Genomic DNA, 17459 nt, shown 5'->3' with positions numbered 1-17459 from the left:
TTTACGAAACCTGGTCGCAACTGCACAGCCAAGGCGGCATGACCAGGCGCGACACTGTGTCGATCGGCGAGTTACTGGGCCGCGTTGCCGTAACGCACCGCCCGGAACACATGGATGGACCGACCCGTACGCGCCAGCAGCCGGCCAGAACGCACGGGTTAAACGCCTCTTTCAGCGACAGCATCGCAGCACCGGTGCATGGCGACGCGCGATGCAACCCAATCCATCCAGACCGTCGCGCAGACACCTTGCGACGAGGTGGCATCAGACCGTGGGCACAAACGAAAACGGCCGTGTGCATCGCTGCACACGGCCGTCAGGGAGACGCGTGACGCGCGCTTAGCGCACGCGGCTCCGGATCACCTCACTCAACCGCACCACACCCGCGCATTACGGAACATCCGCAGCCATGGCGAGTCGTCGCCCCAGTCGGCCGGATGCCAACTCAGGTTTGCCGTGCGCGGCGTGCGCTCGGGATGCGGCATCAGGATGGTGGCGCGGCCATCGGTGCTGGTCAGCCCGGTGATGCCGTCCGGCGACCCGTTCGGGTTGAGCGGGTACTGCGATGCCACCGCGCCGTTGCCATCGATGAAACGCAGCGCCACGCGTGCGGCGGCCTGGTCCACGGCAGTCTCGAACTCCGCACGGCCTTCGCCATGCGCCACCGCCACCGGAATCCGCGAGCCCGCCATGCCGCGCAGGAAGATCGACGGCGACTCCACCACTTCCAGCAGCGCGGTGCGCGCTTCGAACTGCTCGCTGCGATTACGCAGGAAACGCGGCCAATGCCCGGCACCGGGAATGATGTCCTTGAGCTGGCTGAGCATCTGGCAGCCGTTGCACACACCCAGCGCGAACGTATCGCTACGTGCGAAAAACGCGGCAAACGCATCGCGCAACGCGGTGCGCTCCAGGATCGAGGTGGCCCAGCCGCGGCCGGCGCCCAGCACGTCGCCGTAGCTGAAACCGCCACAGGCGGCGAAGCCGGAAAATTGCGCCAGATCCACGCGCCCTTCGATCAGGTCGCTCATGTGCACATCGAATGCACTGAAGCCAGCACGTTCGAAGTTGTAGGCCATTTCGATCTGCCCGTTGACGCCCTGCTCGCGCAGGATCGCCACCTTGGGCCGCGCGCCGGTGGCCACGAACGGCGCGGCCACATCCTCGGACGGGTCGAACACCAACGTGGGACGCAGCCCGGGCGCCTGGAAATCGCGCGCCAGCGCGCGCTCTTCGTCGGCACTGTCGGGGTTGTCGCGCAGCTTCTGCATGGCGTGGGTCACCGACCACCACGCATCGAACAACTCCTCCCAACGCCATTCCGCCAGCACCCGCCCCTGCCCGCTCACCCGCACGCGCGGCGCGCCGGTGGGACGCGCGATACGCTGCGCGCACTCGGTCAGTGCATGGCGTTCGACCAGATCCGCAAACGCAGCGCGATCTTCGCTGGCGATCTGCACCACCGCACCGAGTTCTTCATTGAACAGGCTGCGGAACGCGTCGTCGCCCCAGGCATCCAGCGTGATATCCAGGCCCTGGCGCGAGGCAAAGGCCATCTCGCACAGCGCCGCAAACGCACCGCCATCGCTGCGATCGTGATACGCCAGCAACAGGCCGCTTTCGCGCGCATCGCGGATCAATTCGAAAAAACTGCGCAGCCGTTGTGCGTCCTCCAGATCCGGCACGTCGCCGCCGAACGCCGGCAAGGCCGCATCGTCGGCATACACCTGCGCCAACACCGACCCACCCAGGCGCTGCTTGCCGCCGCCCAGCCCGATCAACCACAGTTCGCTTTCTTCATCGTTGCGCAACAACGGCGTCAGCTGCGTCCGCACATCGCCGACCGGCGCGAAGGCGCTGATGATCAGCGACACAGGTGAAACACTTTTGTGGGTTTCACCGGGACCCGGGACCGGGGACCCGGGACCGGGGAAAGCGCCCTCTTCGGTGAGACCCGGCAAGGCGGCAGCTTGCTCTTCCCGGGTCCCCGGTCCCGGGTCCCCGGTCCCGGCCACAAGCCACTGCGCCTGCATCGACAGCGAGTCCTTGCCCACCGGCACGCTCAGCTCCAGCGCGGGGCACAGTTCCATGCCGATCGCACGTACCGCGTCGTACAACAAGGCGTCTTCGCCAGCGTGGCCGGCGGCGGCCATCCAGTTGGCCGACAGCTTGATGCTGTCCAGCGACTGCACCGGAGCAGCGCACAGATTGGTGATCGCTTCGCCCACCGCCATGCGCGCGGACGCGGCAGCGTTCAACAGCGCCAGCGGCGTGCGCTCGCCGATCGACATCGCCTCGCCGGAAAACGTCTCGAACCCGGCCAGGGTGATCGCGCAGTCAGCCAGCGGCAGCTGCCACGGGCCGATCATCTGTTCGCGCGCGGTCAAGCCACCCACGCTGCGGTCGCCGATGGTGACCAGAAAGCTCTTGGACGCCACCGTGGGATGCGCCAGCACGCGCAAACCGGCCTGCTGCAGATCCAGCGTCGCCGTCTGCAACACCGGCCACTGTGGTGCCGGCGGATGCACCGCATCGCGATGCATCTTCGGCGCCTTGCCGAAAAGCACGTCCATGGGCAGGTCGATGGGGAGCTGGGAATCGGGATTGGAGAATCGGGAATGGTTTGAAGCAGCAGCGTCGGCAACCGGCGTGGCGCCGTTGCCATTCCCGATTCCCGATTCCCGATTCCCGGCGTCAAGGACGCCGTATCCCACCACCAGCCGCTCCTCGGCCGTGGCGATGCCGACGGCGGCGAACGGGCAGCGTTCGCGGGCGCAGATCGCGGCAAACTCCTGCAGACGCACCTGCGGCACGCCCAGCACGTAGCGTTCCTGCGATTCGTTGCACCACAGTTCCAGCGGCGACAACGACGGGTCGTCGCTGAGCACGCGGCCCAGGTCGATGATGCCGCCCACGCCGGAGTCATGCAGCAGCTCGGGAATCGCGTTGGACAGGCCGCCTGCACCTACGTCGTGGAACCAGCGGATCGGGTTGTCGATGCCCAGCGCCACGCAGCGGTCGATGACCTCCTGGCAGCGGCGCTCCATTTCCGGGTTCTCGCGCTGCACGCTGGCAAAATCCAGCGCCTCGGCGCTATCGCCGGCGGCCACTGAACTGGCCGCACCGCCGCCCAGGCCGATCAGCATCGCCGGGCCGCCCAGCACGATCACCGCATCGCCTGGCTGCAGGCGCAGCTTTTCGACCTGATTGCGATCGATCGCGCCCAGGCCGCCGGCCAGCATGATCGGCTTGTCGTAGGCGCGGGTCAGGCCCGGGCCTTCGGCCAGTTCGAAGCTGCGGAAATACCCGAGCAGATTCGGCCGGCCGAATTCGTTGTTGAATGCGGCGCCGCCCAGCGGGCCGTCGAGCATGATGTCCAGGGCCGGAGCCATGCGCGGGTTCAGCGCGCGCGGCGCTTCCCACGGCTGAGGCAGGGTCGGAATACGCAGGTGCGACACCGTGAAACCGGTCAGGCCAGCCTTGGGCTTGCCGCCGCGTCCGGTGGCGCCTTCGTCGCGGATCTCGCCACCGGCACCGGTGGCCGCACCGGGAAACGGCGCGATCGCGGTCGGGTGATTATGCGTTTCCACCTTAATGGCGAATGCCGACGGCAGCACCGCTTCACTGCGGTACTGGCCGGTGGCCGGATCCGGGCGATAGCGCGCGGCCGGCACGCCTTCCACCACCGCCGCATTGTCGCTATAGGCCGACAACGTGTTTTGCGGGGTCTGCTGGTGGGTGTGCTTGATCATGCGGAACAGCGAGCGTTCCTGCGGCTTGCCGTCGATGGTCCAGCTGGCGTTGAAGATCTTGTGCCGGCAGTGCTCGGAATTGGCCTGCGCAAACATCATCAGCTCGACATCGGCCGGGTCGCGCCCCAGTTCGGCGAAGCGCTCGCGCAGGTAGTCGATCTCGTCCTGCGCCAGGGCCAGGCCCAGGTCGCGGTTGGCCTGCTCCAGCCCATCCAGCGGCACGCGCTGCAGATGGCCCGGGTCGGGCACGTTGAATAGCGCCTCGGCGGCGGCGGCCGAGCCGAGCAGCGATTGCGTCATCGGGTCGTGCAGCAGCTTGGCCACGGCGGCCCTGGTAGCTGCGTCGTCCGGCCAACCGACCAGATCGATGCGGGTGCCGCGCTCTACGCGCTGGATCGGCTGCCCGGCACCGCGCACCAGTTCGGTGGCCTTGCTCGACCACGGCGACAGCGTGCCCAGACGCGGCACCACGTAATGCGAGGACGCCTGTTCGTCGCGCGGCGCGGGGTCCGCTTCGGCCTGCAGGATCCGCTGCAAGGTGGCCTGATCGGGCGACTGCCCGGCCTCGGCGCGGATGAAATACACGTGCCAGGCGCCGGTAATGCGCAGCGCGGGGACGAGGGTTTGCAGGCGGGTTTCGAGCCGAGCGCGGCGGAACGGCGAAAGGGCGGAAGCGCCCTCGAGGACCATCATGTCCGGGGAACCGTGTCAGAAACGGGGCCGATCATTGTAGCGGAGGTTGGTCGGTGCGGGCCGGGATTGGGGATTGGGGATTGGGGATTGGGGATTGGGGATTGGGGATTGGGGATTGGGATCTGTGGTCTGTGGTCTGTGGTCTGTGGTCTGTGGTCTGTGGTCTGGGTCTGGGTCTGGGTCTGGGTCTGGGTAGTTGGAAGTCGGCTTCCAGGCTGGATGCTTGCCTGGCATCGCTCCAGTCAGCCACTGACCACTGCCTTTTTCCGCACGGCAATGCCGCTAAAACGACGAAGGGCCGGATGCATGCGCATCCAGCCCTTCCTCAAGCGTGTCCCGTCGTGGCGACGCGCCTTACCGGCGCGCCACTACTGCCAGACTCACATATTCCAGCTTAGCGGCTGCCACCGGCGGTGGTGACGGCGCGCTTTTCCAACGCTTCGCGCAGCTGCGCCGGCGGCAGGTAACCACCCAGCTGGGTGCCGTCGGGCGCAAAGATCGCCGGGGTGCCGTTGACGCCAAGACGCTGACCCAGCGTGTATTCCATCGACACCGGGTTCTTGCAGTCCTTGGCATTGACTGGCTGGCCCGACTTGGCCGCCGTCAAGGCCTGCTTGCGGTCGGCCGCGCACCACACGGCGATCATTTCCTTGTGGTCCTGGCTACCCAGGCCCATGCGCGGGAAGGCCAGATATTCGACCGCGATGCCCTGCTTGTTGAGCTCGCCGATCTCGCTGTGCAGCTTGCGGCAGTAGCCGCATTCCACGTCGGTGAACACGGTGACGGTGTACTTGGGGTTGGCCGGTGCGAACACGATGCGGTCGGCCTTGGGCACGGTGTCCAGCTGCTTGCGGCGGTACGCCAGCAGGCCCGGGCTAGCGGCAAACTGCTTGTTCTGGATGTCGAACGGCTGCGCCTGGATCAGATAACGGCCGTCATCGCTGACGTACAGCACCTGTCCACCGACCACCACCTCGCGGAACCCGGGGAACGGCGCGGCGCCGATGTAATCCGGCTTGAAGTCCGGATCCAGTGCCTTGAGGGCGGCGCCGACGCGCTGATCCACATTGCCAGTCGCGGCGGCGGGGGCAGCGGCGGCTGGCTTGGCGCCGGCGGCGCTTGCCGCAGGCTGCGACGATTGTGCGCAGGCGGTAAGGCTGAGCGCGCCCAGCAGCGCGGCGATAACAAGACGATACATTCACGCATCCAGTGGAATCGGGGTGATTGGATTCTCGCACAGGGCGGATGAAGCCAGGCAGCGGCCGCGACAGTTTGTTCGTTCGCCGGCCGGTGGGTTCGTGGCGCCTCCAGTGCAGACGAGCGGATTGTTGCGCTTGGCACTGCCAAGTCAGCGTTTGGCGCATTGAAGCGGGATTGGGTGCGGCGGGATTTCCGGTGAAGGCCGTCGCGCCCGGGTGCGCTCCTACGTGTGTGATCCATGGCGCTGCGAGGTCAGACGTAGGGCTTTGTTACGCCTGGTGCTGCCAAGGCAGCGCTTGGAGAGCACCGGAGCGGGATTGGGTGCGGCGGGTTTTCCCGGCCAACGGCCTCGCGCCCGGGTGCGCTCCTACGTGCGTGATCCATGGCGCTGCGAGGTCAGACGTAGGGCTTGTCACGCTGGTGCTGCCAAGGCAGCGCTTGGAGAGCACCGGAGCGGGATTGGGTGCGGCGGGTTTTTCCTGGCCAACGGCCTCGCGCCCGGGTGCGCTCCTACGTATGTGATCGGGTGTGCCTTTGCATGTTGTCCTGAGTGTGGTTTGCCACGATCCGTGAGCTGGCCGCCACGCTGGCGAGCAGCATCAGGCGCGGTATGCGACTGCCCTTGGGGGCGCCAAACCCTTAGGCGCGATACGGCAAGGCACGCGCTGGCGATAGGTGGCCGATCACCACCGTGGCGCCTCGCAATATGCGCGGCACGCTCTATGCTGTGGCGATGTCAGCCAGCAGTCCCGCCGAACGTCGCCAACTCACCCAACAGCTGCCGCCGGTGCAGGCGGCCGATGCCGCCGCCATCGAGCGCTTTCTGGATCGCTTGTGGGCCGAGCAAGGTGTGGCGCGGCAGACGCTGGACAGTTACCGGCGCGATCTGGAAGGCTTGGCACGCTGGCGCGATGGTGCCGGCGGCGGCTTGCTGGGCATCGATCGTTCGGTGTTGTTCGATTACCTGCGCTGGCGGACCGAGGCCAGATATTCGCCGCGCAGCAATGCCCGGCTGTTGTCGACCTTGCGCGCCTTCTACGGCCTGTGCCTGCGCGATGGCGTGCGCAGCGATGACCCCACCGCCCTGCTGGATCCACCCCGATTGCCGCGCTCGCTGCCCAAGGCGCTGACCGAAACCCAGATCGAGGCCTTGCTGGCGGCGCCGGATATCCAGACACCGCTTGGCCTGCGCGACCGCGCCATGCTCGAGTTGATGTACGCCGCGGGGCTGCGTGTCAGCGAGTTGGTCAATCTGCCGGCGGTGGGCGTCAATCTGCGCCAGGGCGTGCTGCGCGTGACCGGCAAGGGCAGCAAGGAACGCCTGGTGCCGCTGGGCGAAGAGTCGCAGCATTGGCTGGAGCGCTATCTGCACGAGGCACGCCCGTTGCTGGCCGATCACAAGGCCGTGGCGGCGGTGGACGGCCAGGTGCCGCTATTCATCGATGCAGCACGCCAGCCGCCCAGCCGTCAGCACTTCTGGGCCTTGGTCAAACGCTATGCGGCGGTGGCCGGCATCGACCCGGCAACGGTCAGCCCGCACGGCCTGCGACACAGTTTTGCGACCCACCTGCTCAACCATGGTGCAGACCTGCGCGCGCTGCAGATGCTGCTGGGCCACAGCTCGCTGTCGACCACCCAGATCTACACGTTGGTGGCCAGGCAGCACCTGCAGAAGCTGCATGCCACGCATCACCCACGCGGTTAACGAACGTTGCCGGCAGACCCATCGCGCGCGCCCACGACACATCCATCCGCACACATCACACACGTAGGAGCGCACCCGGGCGCGACGCCGTAGCCGAGAAACCCGCCGCATCCAAGGGCGCCCCGAAACGCAGGCGCGACGTGGTAACGCGAGACGTGCCAATCCGCACATCTGCCGAAGAACCTCCACCGCACCGGCAACAGCATCAAAGCCAACTCCAAACACCGGCCGCAGCCGTTCTGCCGTTACCACAGCCAGCATCGGCCGCCGCGTGTTCGATACGCCGTGCTGCTGGACATCAAGACGCCGCGACTGGATGGGTTGGAAGTGTTACTGCACCGCGGCGTTGCCGGATCGCTGGCGCCAGCTATGCTCGCGCCATGACGTCGATCGCCGCATCCGATTCCCCACGGCCAGCTGCCTTGTTGCACTGGCGGCTGCTGTCCATGTGCTACGACGCCTGGCCAGTGCTGGCGCTGTGGATGCTGATTTCCTCAGGCTTCACGCTCGGCTTCACCCTGGCCGGGCATCCCGCACGCGAAAACATCGCACCGTTCAGTGCCTGGCAGTGGCTGCTTTGGCTGTGCTGCTGGGCCGCCGCCGGCGGGTACGCCACGGTGAGCTGGCGACGCGGCGGCCAGACTCTGGGCATGCGTCCGTGGCGGCTACGGTTGGTCGGCCCGCAAGCCTCCTGGCGCGCACTGTGGATCCGCTATGCGGTGGGCACGCTGTCGTTGGCCCTGGGCGGACTCGGATTCTGGTGGGCGTTGGTTGATCGCGATCGGCTGACTTGGCACGACCGCGCAAGCGCAACCAGATTGCAGCGAATGGTCAGACCAAAACCCTAAAAGCTACGGCGCGCAGCACCATGCTGGCGCGGCCTGTGCTTGGTGTGGCATGGACCACTCGTACGCTCAGGGTCTGACTGCGCCCGTCCGCACCCACCTAAGCATTCTCGCTACGCTTTCCTAGCAATTCCGATGTCAGCGGGCACAGCGTGGTACCGAATGTCACACGCAGCGTCATGCCACAACGCCTCATTCGCAGGGAACGATGATCACGCAACTGACACCAGGCCACTGCGATGTTTTGAGCCACTAGCCTGATAGTTGAATGTGGAGTAGGCGGCGACGGACCGGACTGTGCGAGTCCTGCTAATCGCGGTCGCATTACAGCCGCATGGACGGCGCAAGAGTGTGAATCTCAGTGTCCGCGCTCATCCTTTTTGGATGCGCCCTTCGAAATCGCGCGATAATCTTTGAAGGTGCTCTCCAGCACGCTACCGAACAGGTAAAGCGCCAGGAGCATGGGCGCTACCATCAGCACATAGGCCACAGCCCAGGGTAGCTCGAAAGGCAAGCGCGTCAGGCCCAGAGCGTCCGCAATCATCATCTGCGACATCACTGGCAGTTGCTGCCATACCAGCTGGGTCTTGTAGTTGACCTCCGGATCGTGCGCCAAGCGCAGACAGAACGCGGTCAGCGCCGCATACGTCACGCACATCGCCAATCCGGTCAGACTCAGCCGGCGCACCTCAACTACTTCGCCGCCGGAACAACCACGCCGACACGCCCAGCATCACCATCGGGGGCAGTGCGTAGGCGATTCGGTAATCCAGCTTGAGCGCGCCCGCCATACGGCCGAAGAACAGCTGCAGCAGCCAGAAGCCGAGGGCGAACAAGATGCCCAAAAACAGGCGCTTACCCAGGCCGCCGCTGCGCAGCGAACCAAACGAGAACGGAATCGCCGCCATGCATAACGCCAACACGTTGAGCGGGTAGAACCAACGGCTCCAGTACTGATCTTCGTAATCGCGCGCGTCCAGTCCGTTGCGGCGACGGTATTCGATGCTCTGCTCCAGCTCGTGCGCCGAGAGATTGCGCGGCTTGGCCAATCCGGCCGCCAGCGCCGCAGGACTCAGTTGCGATTGCCATGGCAGCTCGGGGAAGGTTTCGCGCTGCACCGAACGTTCCTGGAAGGTATCGCGACGCACCTGGCGCAAGGTCCAGCGGCCATCGCGGTGCTCGGCCACGGAGGCGTAGGTCAGCTGTTGCAGCCTGCCGTTGGCATCCAGGTGATACAGCCGCACATCGTGCAGATCGAGCGCGGTGCCGCCGCCGTCGAGCAGCTTTTCTTCGCCGCTGAGCGCATTGAGGAAGGTGTCGCCTTCGCGTGCCCACAGGCCCGAATAGCGCGAGGACGCCATGCTGTTGTTGTAGCGGGCACTGGCCTTGAGGGTGTCGGCCTGGTTCTGCGCCCATGGCCCGACGGTTTCGCCGCTGATCACCATGCTCGCGGTCAACAGCGCCATCGCTGCCACCACCGAGGCGGACATGCGCTTGCGCGACACGCCCAGCGCGCGCAAGGCGGTCAATTCGGATGTGGCCGCCAGCTGCCCCAGGCCCATCAGGGCACCGATCACTGCGGCGGTGGGGAACAAGGTGTAAGCGCGACGCGGCACGGTGTAGGCCACAAAGGCCACCGCGTGACCGAAGCTGTAGCTGCCTTGGCCGATGTTCTTGGCCTCGCTGGCGAAGGCATTGACCAGGTCCAGACCCAGCAGCACCGCCCAGGTCAGCAGCACGGTGAACAACACCACGCGACCGACGTACCAATCATGGACCCGCGGGGTCAGCCTCATGCGTTCGCCCTCGGCCGACGCACGCGGCCATCGCGTGCATACGCCCAGACCGCCACCGCCAGCAGCGGCAGCGTCAGCCACCACAAGCCCAGCGCAGCCGGGGTCTTGCCGTTGGCGATCCACTGGGTGCCGACGATCATCAGATTGGTGCCCACCATGTAGGCCAGGAACGCCAGCATGATCCGGCCGTAGCGCTGCTGCCGTGGCGCGCTGCGCGACAGCGGCAGGGTCAGCAACGCGAAGGCCAGCGCCAGCAAGGGCGGCGCCAGGCGCTCGTGCAACTGCGCACGCGCAGCCGGACGCTCATCGGACAGCAGCTGCGTGGTCCACATCACTTCCGGGTCGTTGGCGTCGTGGGTCCGGGTGCGATCGGGCAAGGCCACGTCGTTGCTGGCGAACTTCATCAAGCGGTAGTCCAGGGTGTCGCCGGCGGCCGGGCCTTCGATGCGGTAGCCGTCCTCCAGACGCAGGTAACGGTCGGTCTTGCCTTCGAAGAACATCGCGCCGCGCTGGGCAGTGACCACGTCGATGCGGTCGTCCTTCTGGCGCTGCATGAAGACCTTGCCCAGGCCCTTGCCATCGGCGGAGATGGTGGTCAGGTAGACCACGCCACCGCCGGACAGCGGGGTGAACTTGCCCGACTCCAGGCCGGCCATCAGCACGCTGCGGTTGGCGTCTTCCAGCATGGTTTCGGCGGTGCGGCTGGCCCAGGGACCTAGCCACAGCGAGCACAGCCCGATGATGATCACCACCGGCACCACCAGCATCAGCATCGGCCGCAACATGCGCCTGGGGCCGACGCCAATGGCGGTAATCACCGCCATTTCTGAATCGCGGTACAGCCGCGCCAGCGCCAATAACAGGCCCAGCATCAGCGCCAGCGGCAGGATGATCGGCAGATAGGCCACGAATTGCAGGCCCACCTGAGACAGCAGCAAGCGCGCTGGGATGCGGCCATCGGCGATATTGCCGAGGATATCCACCAGCACACCGCCGACGCTGACGACCAGCAGCACGATCAAGGTGGCCAGGAAGCTCTGGGTGAAATCGCTAAGCAGATATCGATCGAGCTTCGGCATAGGGTGGGCTTGTTTTAAACTCTCGGATTCGTTCGCGGCGCCGCCAGCCTAATCAGGTTGGCGTAAACAGTCCGCGATTGTACGGATTTGCCTACGGAATCTGATCAATGGCCCTGCAATTCACCCTGAACCAAGACGCGCCGGCAAGCGCCGCCGTCGACTGCATCGTGGTTGGCGTGTTCGCCGACAAGACCCTGTCGCCCGCCGCGCAGGCGCTGGACAGCGCCAGCCAGGGCCGCCTGACGGCCCTGGTGACACGCGGCGACGTGGTTGCCAAGACCGGCAGCACCACCCTGGTCCACGACCTGCCCGGCGTGACCGCCCCGCGCGTGTTGGTGGTCGGGCTGGGCGAGACCGCCAAGTTCGGCGTGGCGCCTTACCTCAAGGCCATCGGCGATGCGACCCGCGCGCTGAAGACCGGCGCCGTCGGCACCGCCCTGCTCACCCTCGCCGAACTGCCGGTCAAGGCCCGCGACGCGGCCTGGAATGTCCGCCAGGCAGTCATCGTCAGCGACCATGCGGCGTATCGCTACACCGCCACGCTGGGCAAGAAGAAGGTCGACGAGACCGGCCTGACCACCCTGGCGATCGCTGGCGAGGACGCCCGCGCGCTGGCGGTGGGCATTGCGACCGCCGAGGGCGTGGAGTTCGCCCGCGAGCTGGGCAATCTGCCGCCCAACTACTGCACCCCGGCCTACCTGGCCGACACCGCGGCCGCATTTGCCGGCAAGTACGCCGGTGCCGAAGCCGAGATCCTGGACGAGGCGCAGATGGAAGCGCTGGGCATGGGCTCGCTGCTGTCGGTGGCGCGCGGCTCGGCCAACCGCCCGCGCCTGATCGTGCTGAAGTGGAATGGCGGCGGCGACGCGCGGCCGTATGTGCTGGTCGGCAAGGGCATCACCTTCGATACCGGCGGCGTCAATCTCAAGACGCAGGGCGGCATCGAGGAAATGAAGTACGACATGTGCGGTGGCGCCAACGTCATCGGCACCTTCGTGGCCACGGTCAAGGCCGAGCTGCCGATCAATCTGGTGGTGGTGGTGCCGGCGGTGGAAAACGCCATCGACGGCAATGCCTATCGTCCGTCGGACGTGATCACCAGCATGTCCGGCAAGACCATCGAAGTGGGCAATACCGATGCCGAAGGCCGCCTGATCCTGTGCGATGCGCTGACCTACGCCGAGCGCTTCAACCCCGAAGCGCTGGTGGACGTGGCCACGCTGACCGGCGCCTGCATGGTGGCCCTGGGCCACCAGACCGCCGGCCTGATGAGCAAGCACGACGACCTGGCCAACGAACTGCTGGCCGCTGGCGAACACGTGTTCGACCGCGCCTGGCGCCTGCCCTTGTGGGACGAGTACCAGGGCCTGCTGGATTCCACCTTTGCCGACGTCTACAACATCGGCGGTCGCTGGGGCGGCGCGATCACCGCGGGCTGCTTCCTGTCGCGCTTCACCGAAAACCAGCGCTGGGCGCATCTGGACATCGCCGGCGTGGCTAGCGACGAAGGCAAGCGCGGCATGGCCACCGGTCGCCCGGTCGGCCTGTTGACGCAGTGGTTGCTGGATCGCGCAGCCTGATGTCGCCGCGCGCCGCGCTGGCCCTGATCGCCGGGTTCACCCTGGCGGACGGGGCCACCTGCGCGCTGCCCGGCTGGACCGGCACTGGCAGCGATCTGCTGCGGTTTGCGCTATTGCTGGCGCTGATCTTTATCTGGCTGGCGGCCGACAGCCGCCGGCAAGGCTTTCACCGCCCGATGTGGATCAACATCGGGATGGTGCTGGCCTGGCTGGTGTTCATCCCCATCTATCTGTATCGCTCGCGGCCGGTGGGCCGGCGCCTGCGCGCAATGGGCGGCTTCGTGCTGGCGATACTGGCCTCCGGCCTGCTGTTCATGCTCGGCGTGTTTATCGCTGAATCCGTTTTCCCTTACGTTTCGTGACCTTCCCATGCCCCGTGCCGATTTCTACCTGATCGCCAAACCGCGCTTCCTCGACGAACCGCTGCGGCTGGTCTGCGAGCTGGCGCGCAAGGCCAACGACGCCAACCTGTCCACGCTGATTTTGGCGCGCGATGCCGCGCAGGCCGAGGCGCTGGATGACCTGTTGTGGGCGTTCGACGACGAAGCCTATGTGCCGCACCAGATCGCCGGCACCGATGAGGAAGACGAACTGGCGCCGGTGCTGATCGCCACGCCGGAGTTCGCCGCGCCCTCGCGCCCGCTGGTGATCAACTTGCGCGACGACCCGTACCTGGGCGCCTGCGACCGCGTGCTGGAAGTGGTGCCCGCCGACCCCGCCGCCCGCGAACCGCTGCGCGAACGCTGGAAACAGTACAAGGCCATGGGCCTGGAACTGACCAAATACGATATGTGAGTGGGGCGGGGATTGGAGAGTGGGGATTGGTAAAAGCGGATTTTTTGCGCATCCCAAGACTGCACCCAACGACGAATCCCGAATCGCCGATCTTCGCTCCACAACACCACCGCCGACGTTGATGAGTGGATTGCCAGTGATTCTCGCCGGCCCCATGACGCAACCAATCCCGAATCCCGAATCAACGAATCCCCGCCCCACTATGACCACCCTCGCCTCCAGCTACGAACCCTCTTCCTTCGAATCGCGCCTGTACGCGCAGTGGGAGGCGGCCGGTTACTTCGTGCCGTCCGGCAAGGGCGAGCCGTACACCGTGTTGCTGCCGCCGCCCAATGTCACCGGCACGCTGCACATGGGCCACGCGTTTCAGCAGACGCTGATGGATGCGCTGGTGCGCTATCACCGCATGCGCGGCTTCGACACGCTGTGGCAGGTGGGCACCGACCACGCCGGTATCGCCACCGAGATGGTGGTGTCGCGCAATCTGGCGCTGGAAGGCAACGGCGAAACGCGCGACTCGCTCGGGCGCGACGGTTTCATCGCCAAGGTGTGGGAATGGAAGGCCGAATCCGGCGACATCATCGAGCGCCAGATGCGTCGCCTGGGCACCTCCAGCGATTGGTCGCGCAGCACCTTCACCATGGACCCGCAACCGTCGGCAGCGGTCAACGAAGCCTTCGTGCGCTGGTACGAGCAGGGCCTGATCTATCGCGGCCAGCGGCTGGTCAACTGGGACCCGGTACTGAAGACCGCCATCTCCGACCTGGAAGTGGAAAACGTCGAAGAAGACGGTTTTTTGTGGTCGATTCGCTACCCGCTGGCCGATGGCGTGACCTACGAACACGTCGAGCACGATGCCGACGGCAATGAGACTCTGCGCGAAACCCGCGATTACTTGGTGGTAGCCACCACGCGCCCGGAAACCATGCTGGGCGACACCGCAGTGATGGTGCACCCGGACGATGCGCGCTACGCCACGCTGCATAACGCGCGCATCGTGCTGCCGCTGACCGGCCGGCAAGTGCCGGTAATCACCGACGATTATGTCGACCGCGCCTTCGGTACCGGCGTGGTCAAGGTCACGCCTGCGCATGATTTCAACGACTATCAGGTGGGTGTTCGCCACGACTTGCCGTTGATCAATATCTTGACCAAAGAAGCAAAAATCGTAAGCAATTCGGCTGCCGATTGGCACATGAATCAGACGACATCTAATCCCGCTGAAAACAGCGGGCGCGTTTTTGATGTTGTCGATATGGCCGGGGATATCGGAATACCAGAAAAATACTGGGGTCTTGATCGCTACGACGCACGCAAGCTGGTGTTGTCGGAGCTGGAAGAGTTGGGCCTGTTGGTCGAAACCAAGCCGCACAAACTGCAGGTACCACGCGGCGACCGCACCGGTCAGGTGATCGAGCCGTATCTCACCGACCAGTGGTTCGTGAAGATGGACGCGCTGGCCAAGCGTGGCCTGGAGCTTGTCGAAAGCGGCCAGATCAAATTCGTGCCGCCGAACTGGATCAACACCTATCGCCATTGGATGGAGAACATCCAGGATTGGTGCATCAGCCGTCAGCTGTGGTGGGGGCATCGCATTCCGGCGTGGTTCGACGACGCAGGCAAGTGCTATGTCGGCCACGACGAAGCCGAGGTGCGTGCGAAACACGGCCTGGGCGCAGAGATCGCGTTGCATCAGGACAGCGACGTGCTGGAAACCTGGTTTTCTTCGCAGCTGTGGCCATTCTCCACGCTGGGTTGGCCTGATGCCGACGCGATGGCCGAGCGCGGTTTCGAGCGCTATCTGCCCTCCAGCGTGCTGGTCACCGGCTTCGACATCATCTTCTTCTGGGTGGCGCGCATGATCATGGCCACCGACAGCTTCACCGGACAGGTGCCGTTCCGTGATGTCTACATCACCGGCCTGATCCGCGATGCGCAGGGCCAGAAGATGTCCAAGTCCAAGGGCAATGTGCTCGACCCGCTGGACATCATCGACGGCATCAGCATCGAGGACCTGGTCGCCAAGCGCACCAGCGGGCTGATGCAACCGCGGATGGCCGAGAAGATCGAAAAAGCCACGCGTCGCGAATTTCCGGACGGCATCATCGCCCATGGTGCGGATGCGCTGCGCTTTACCATCGCCGCACTCGCCACCCACGGCCGTGACATCAAGTTCGACCTGGGCCGCGCCGAGGGTTACAAGAATTTCTGCAACAAGCTGTGGAACGCCACGCGCTTTGTCCTGATGAACACCGAAGGCGCGCGCTTTGCCGGTGTGCCGCAACCGCGTACCGAAGCGGAGAAGTGGATTCTCGCGCGGCTGGACAAGGTCACTGCGGAAACGCATGCGCATTACGCCAACTACCGCTTCGACCTGTTGACGCAGTCGTTGTACGAATTCGCCTGGAATGCGTTCTGCGATTGGTTCGTCGAGCTGGCAAAGCCTGCGCTCAACGGTGCAGTGCAGGACAACGACGCTGCTGCCAGCACGCGCCACACCCTGCTGTACGTGCTCGAATCGCTGCTGCGCCTGCTGCACCCGCTCACCCCGTTCGTCACCGAAGAGCTGTGGCAACAGGTCGCTCCGCGCCTGGGCATCACCACCGCGACGATCTCCCTGCAGACGTTCCCGCAAGTCGGCGACGTGGACACCAGCAGCTACGCCAGCGCAGACGCCGATGTCGAATGGTTGAAGTCGATGGTGTCGGCCTTGCGGCGCGTACGCAGCGAGTTGAACGTGCCGCCCTCAAAGCAGGTGCAGCTGCTGCTGCAGGCCGGCAGCGCCGACGACCGCACGCGCGTATCGCGCTTCGCATCGCAGCTGGCGTTCTTGCTCAAGCTCGAAGCCATCGACTGGCTGGACGCGGGCCAGGACACCCCGCCGGCCGCTGCCGCCATCGTGGGCGAACTCACCCTGCTGGTACCGCTGGAAGGCCTGGTCGACATGGAGGCCGAGCGCACCCGTCTGGACAAGGAGATCAAGCGCGTGGAAAGCGAGATCGGCAAGTGCAACGGCAAACTCGGCAATGCCACCTTCGTGCAGAACGCACCGGCGGCGGTCGTCGAGCAAGAGCGTGCGCGCTTGAACGATTGGACTGTGCAATTGACGGGTCTGCGGGAACAACGCGCCAAGATCTGACATAGCGGAACGTCTAGATGCGCTGCAGCTGCACGGTTACGCGCCGTGCAAAGGGCGATTCGACGGTAGCAATTGACCTGGCACGTATCGCTCAGCTCGATGAAGCACGAACTGCTTTAACGGTGTACACCGACCATCGTGACCGGCCCTTGCCCGCTCACCGTCGCGGGACCTTTGGCGGCATGGATGCCGCCAAAGAGCTTATATGGACGTACTTGCAGCGTGTCCCGCGATGGTGGGCGGGCAAGGGCCCTGCAGCGAACCCGCAGCTCAATCGTCGTAGCCTTGGCTCACTCGCAACCTCAAGCTGACATGAGCGCGGCTCACAATTTCGGCGCGGCATGCTCCAGCTAGTCGAGGGCGCGATGCCCTCACCGCTTACGGGACACGCCGTGAATCCGTCCATGGAGGCTCCGTAGCGGCATCCATGCCGCCACAGGGTCCCGCAAGCGGCAAGGACACCGCACCATGACGTTGGTCGGCACTTGGACGAGGAGCAGTTTCTGCGAGGTCATGCCGGGGGCTGCTGCGGGTTGCTGCGTTATCGCGATCGATTGTGGGCGCAGACCTTAGAGATAGAGCTAAAACGCCTCCTGGGTGCGCAGAGCGGCGTTCTGCAGCGCTCACCCATGCGCACCGACCTGCACGGCTGGCCCTTGCCCGCGCACCGTCGCGGGACCTTTGGCGGCATGGATGCCGCCAAAGAGCTTACATGGACGTACTTGCAGCGTGTCCCGCGATGGTGGGCGGGCAAGGGCCCTGCAGCGCCCCCGCAGACCAGACGCCTTGCACATCATCCATCTGCAGCAATCGCTTGCAGACGCCAGGAACTACGTAACGGCACCCTGCCTGGTGCCACACGCAAGCAGACTCCC

11 protein-coding genes are annotated in these 17459 nt (G+C 65.5%); 6 read left to right on the top strand and 5 right to left on the bottom strand.

The features are described 5' to 3' along the window. Positions 1–368 precede the first annotated feature (368 nt). Together purL and ASF90_RS13165 are read right to left on the bottom strand one after the other, a co-directional pair. Positions 369–4445 (bottom strand): phosphoribosylformylglycinamidine synthase, encoded by a 4077-nt coding sequence (gene purL / locus ASF90_RS13170; protein WP_055850761.1) that lies wholly within the window; start codon positions 4443–4445, stop codon positions 369–371. A 394-nt stretch (positions 4446–4839) separates the two neighbouring features. Beyond that, positions 4840–5643 (bottom strand): DsbC family protein, encoded by an 804-nt coding sequence (locus tag ASF90_RS13165; RefSeq protein WP_055850758.1) that lies wholly within the window; start codon positions 5641–5643, stop codon positions 4840–4842. A 735-nt stretch (positions 5644–6378) separates the two neighbouring features. Between ASF90_RS13165 and xerD the strand changes: the two genes are divergently transcribed. After that, complete coding sequence (xerD, locus tag ASF90_RS13160) at positions 6379–7350, top strand: site-specific tyrosine recombinase XerD (protein WP_055851414.1); 972 nt, start codon at positions 6379–6381, stop codon at positions 7348–7350. A 380-nt stretch (positions 7351–7730) separates the two neighbouring features. Then, on the top strand, positions 7731–8198 hold the full coding sequence (locus ASF90_RS13155) for an RDD family protein (RefSeq protein ID WP_055850755.1): 468 nt from the start codon (positions 7731–7733) through the stop codon (positions 8196–8198). Between the two features lie 355 nt (positions 8199–8553). On the opposite strand, the gene ASF90_RS13150 is transcribed toward ASF90_RS13155, so the two are convergent. The 3 genes from ASF90_RS13150 to lptF are packed head-to-tail and all read right to left on the bottom strand — an operon-like array spanning position 8554 to position 11070. Further along, a complete protein-coding gene (locus ASF90_RS13150; protein WP_055850752.1) occupies positions 8554–8853 on the bottom strand; it encodes a hypothetical protein in 300 nt (99 codons plus the stop codon). A gap of 31 nt (positions 8854–8884) precedes the next feature. Further along, positions 8885–9991: an LPS export ABC transporter permease LptG gene (gene lptG, locus ASF90_RS13145; RefSeq protein ID WP_055850750.1), complete on the bottom strand. Its 1107-nt coding sequence runs from the start codon at positions 9989–9991 to the stop codon at positions 8885–8887. Next, positions 9988–11070 (bottom strand): LPS export ABC transporter permease LptF, encoded by a 1083-nt coding sequence (gene lptF / locus ASF90_RS13140; RefSeq protein ID WP_055850748.1) that lies wholly within the window; start codon positions 11068–11070, stop codon positions 9988–9990. The genes lptG and lptF overlap by 4 nt, the downstream gene beginning before the upstream one ends. A 107-nt stretch (positions 11071–11177) precedes the next feature. Between lptF and ASF90_RS13135 the strand changes: the two genes are divergently transcribed. The 4 genes from ASF90_RS13135 (at position 11178) to ASF90_RS13120 (ending at position 16584) form a co-directional block, all read left to right on the top strand. Then, positions 11178–12650, top strand: a complete 1473-nt coding sequence (locus ASF90_RS13135; RefSeq protein ID WP_055850746.1) for a leucyl aminopeptidase — start codon at positions 11178–11180, stop codon at positions 12648–12650. Beyond that, a complete protein-coding gene (locus ASF90_RS13130; protein ID WP_055850743.1) occupies positions 12650–13012 on the top strand; it encodes a hypothetical protein in 363 nt (120 codons plus the stop codon). The genes ASF90_RS13135 and ASF90_RS13130 overlap by 1 nt, the downstream gene beginning before the upstream one ends. Before the next feature lie 7 nt (positions 13013–13019). After that, positions 13020–13445 carry a DNA polymerase III subunit chi gene (locus ASF90_RS13125; protein WP_055850740.1) on the top strand — a complete coding sequence of 142 codons (426 nt, stop codon included), beginning with the start codon at positions 13020–13022 and terminating at the stop codon, positions 13443–13445. 202 nt (positions 13446–13647) lie between these two features. Continuing rightward, positions 13648–16584: a valine--tRNA ligase gene (locus tag ASF90_RS13120; protein ID WP_055850738.1), complete on the top strand. Its 2937-nt coding sequence runs from the start codon at positions 13648–13650 to the stop codon at positions 16582–16584. Positions 16585–17459: the final 875 nt, after the last annotated feature.

This window comes from Xanthomonas sp. Leaf148 (assembly GCF_001423585.1).
Lineage (GTDB): Bacteria > Pseudomonadota > Gammaproteobacteria > Xanthomonadales > Xanthomonadaceae > Xanthomonas.
This window is presented reverse-complemented; position numbering and strand designations above follow the sequence as displayed.

Bases quoted from the DNA above. Each gene is read 5' to 3' on its own strand.
- ASF90_RS13165 (WP_055850758.1), bottom strand. From the start codon at position 5,643: ATGTATCGTCTTGTTATCGCCGCGCTGCTGGGCGCGCTCAGCCTTACC.
- ASF90_RS13150 (WP_055850752.1), bottom strand. From the start codon at position 8,853: ATGTGCGTGACGTATGCGGCGCTGACCGCGTTCTGTCTGCGCTTGGCG.
- ASF90_RS13125 (WP_055850740.1), top strand. From the start codon at position 13,020: ATGCCCCGTGCCGATTTCTACCTGATCGCCAAACCGCGCTTCCTCGAC.
- lptF (WP_055850748.1), bottom strand. From the start codon at position 11,070: ATGCCGAAGCTCGATCGATATCTGCTTAGCGATTTCACCCAGAGCTTC.
- lptG (WP_055850750.1), bottom strand. From the start codon at position 9,991: ATGAGGCTGACCCCGCGGGTCCATGATTGGTACGTCGGTCGCGTGGTG.
- ASF90_RS13130 (WP_055850743.1), top strand. From the start codon at position 12,650: ATGTCGCCGCGCGCCGCGCTGGCCCTGATCGCCGGGTTCACCCTGGCG.
- xerD (WP_055851414.1), top strand. From the start codon at position 6,379: ATGTCAGCCAGCAGTCCCGCCGAACGTCGCCAACTCACCCAACAGCTG.
- ASF90_RS13120 (WP_055850738.1), top strand. From the start codon at position 13,648: ATGACCACCCTCGCCTCCAGCTACGAACCCTCTTCCTTCGAATCGCGC.
- ASF90_RS13155 (WP_055850755.1), top strand. From the start codon at position 7,731: ATGACGTCGATCGCCGCATCCGATTCCCCACGGCCAGCTGCCTTGTTG.
- ASF90_RS13135 (WP_055850746.1), top strand. From the start codon at position 11,178: ATGGCCCTGCAATTCACCCTGAACCAAGACGCGCCGGCAAGCGCCGCC.
- purL (WP_055850761.1), bottom strand. From the start codon at position 4,445: ATGATGGTCCTCGAGGGCGCTTCCGCCCTTTCGCCGTTCCGCCGCGCT.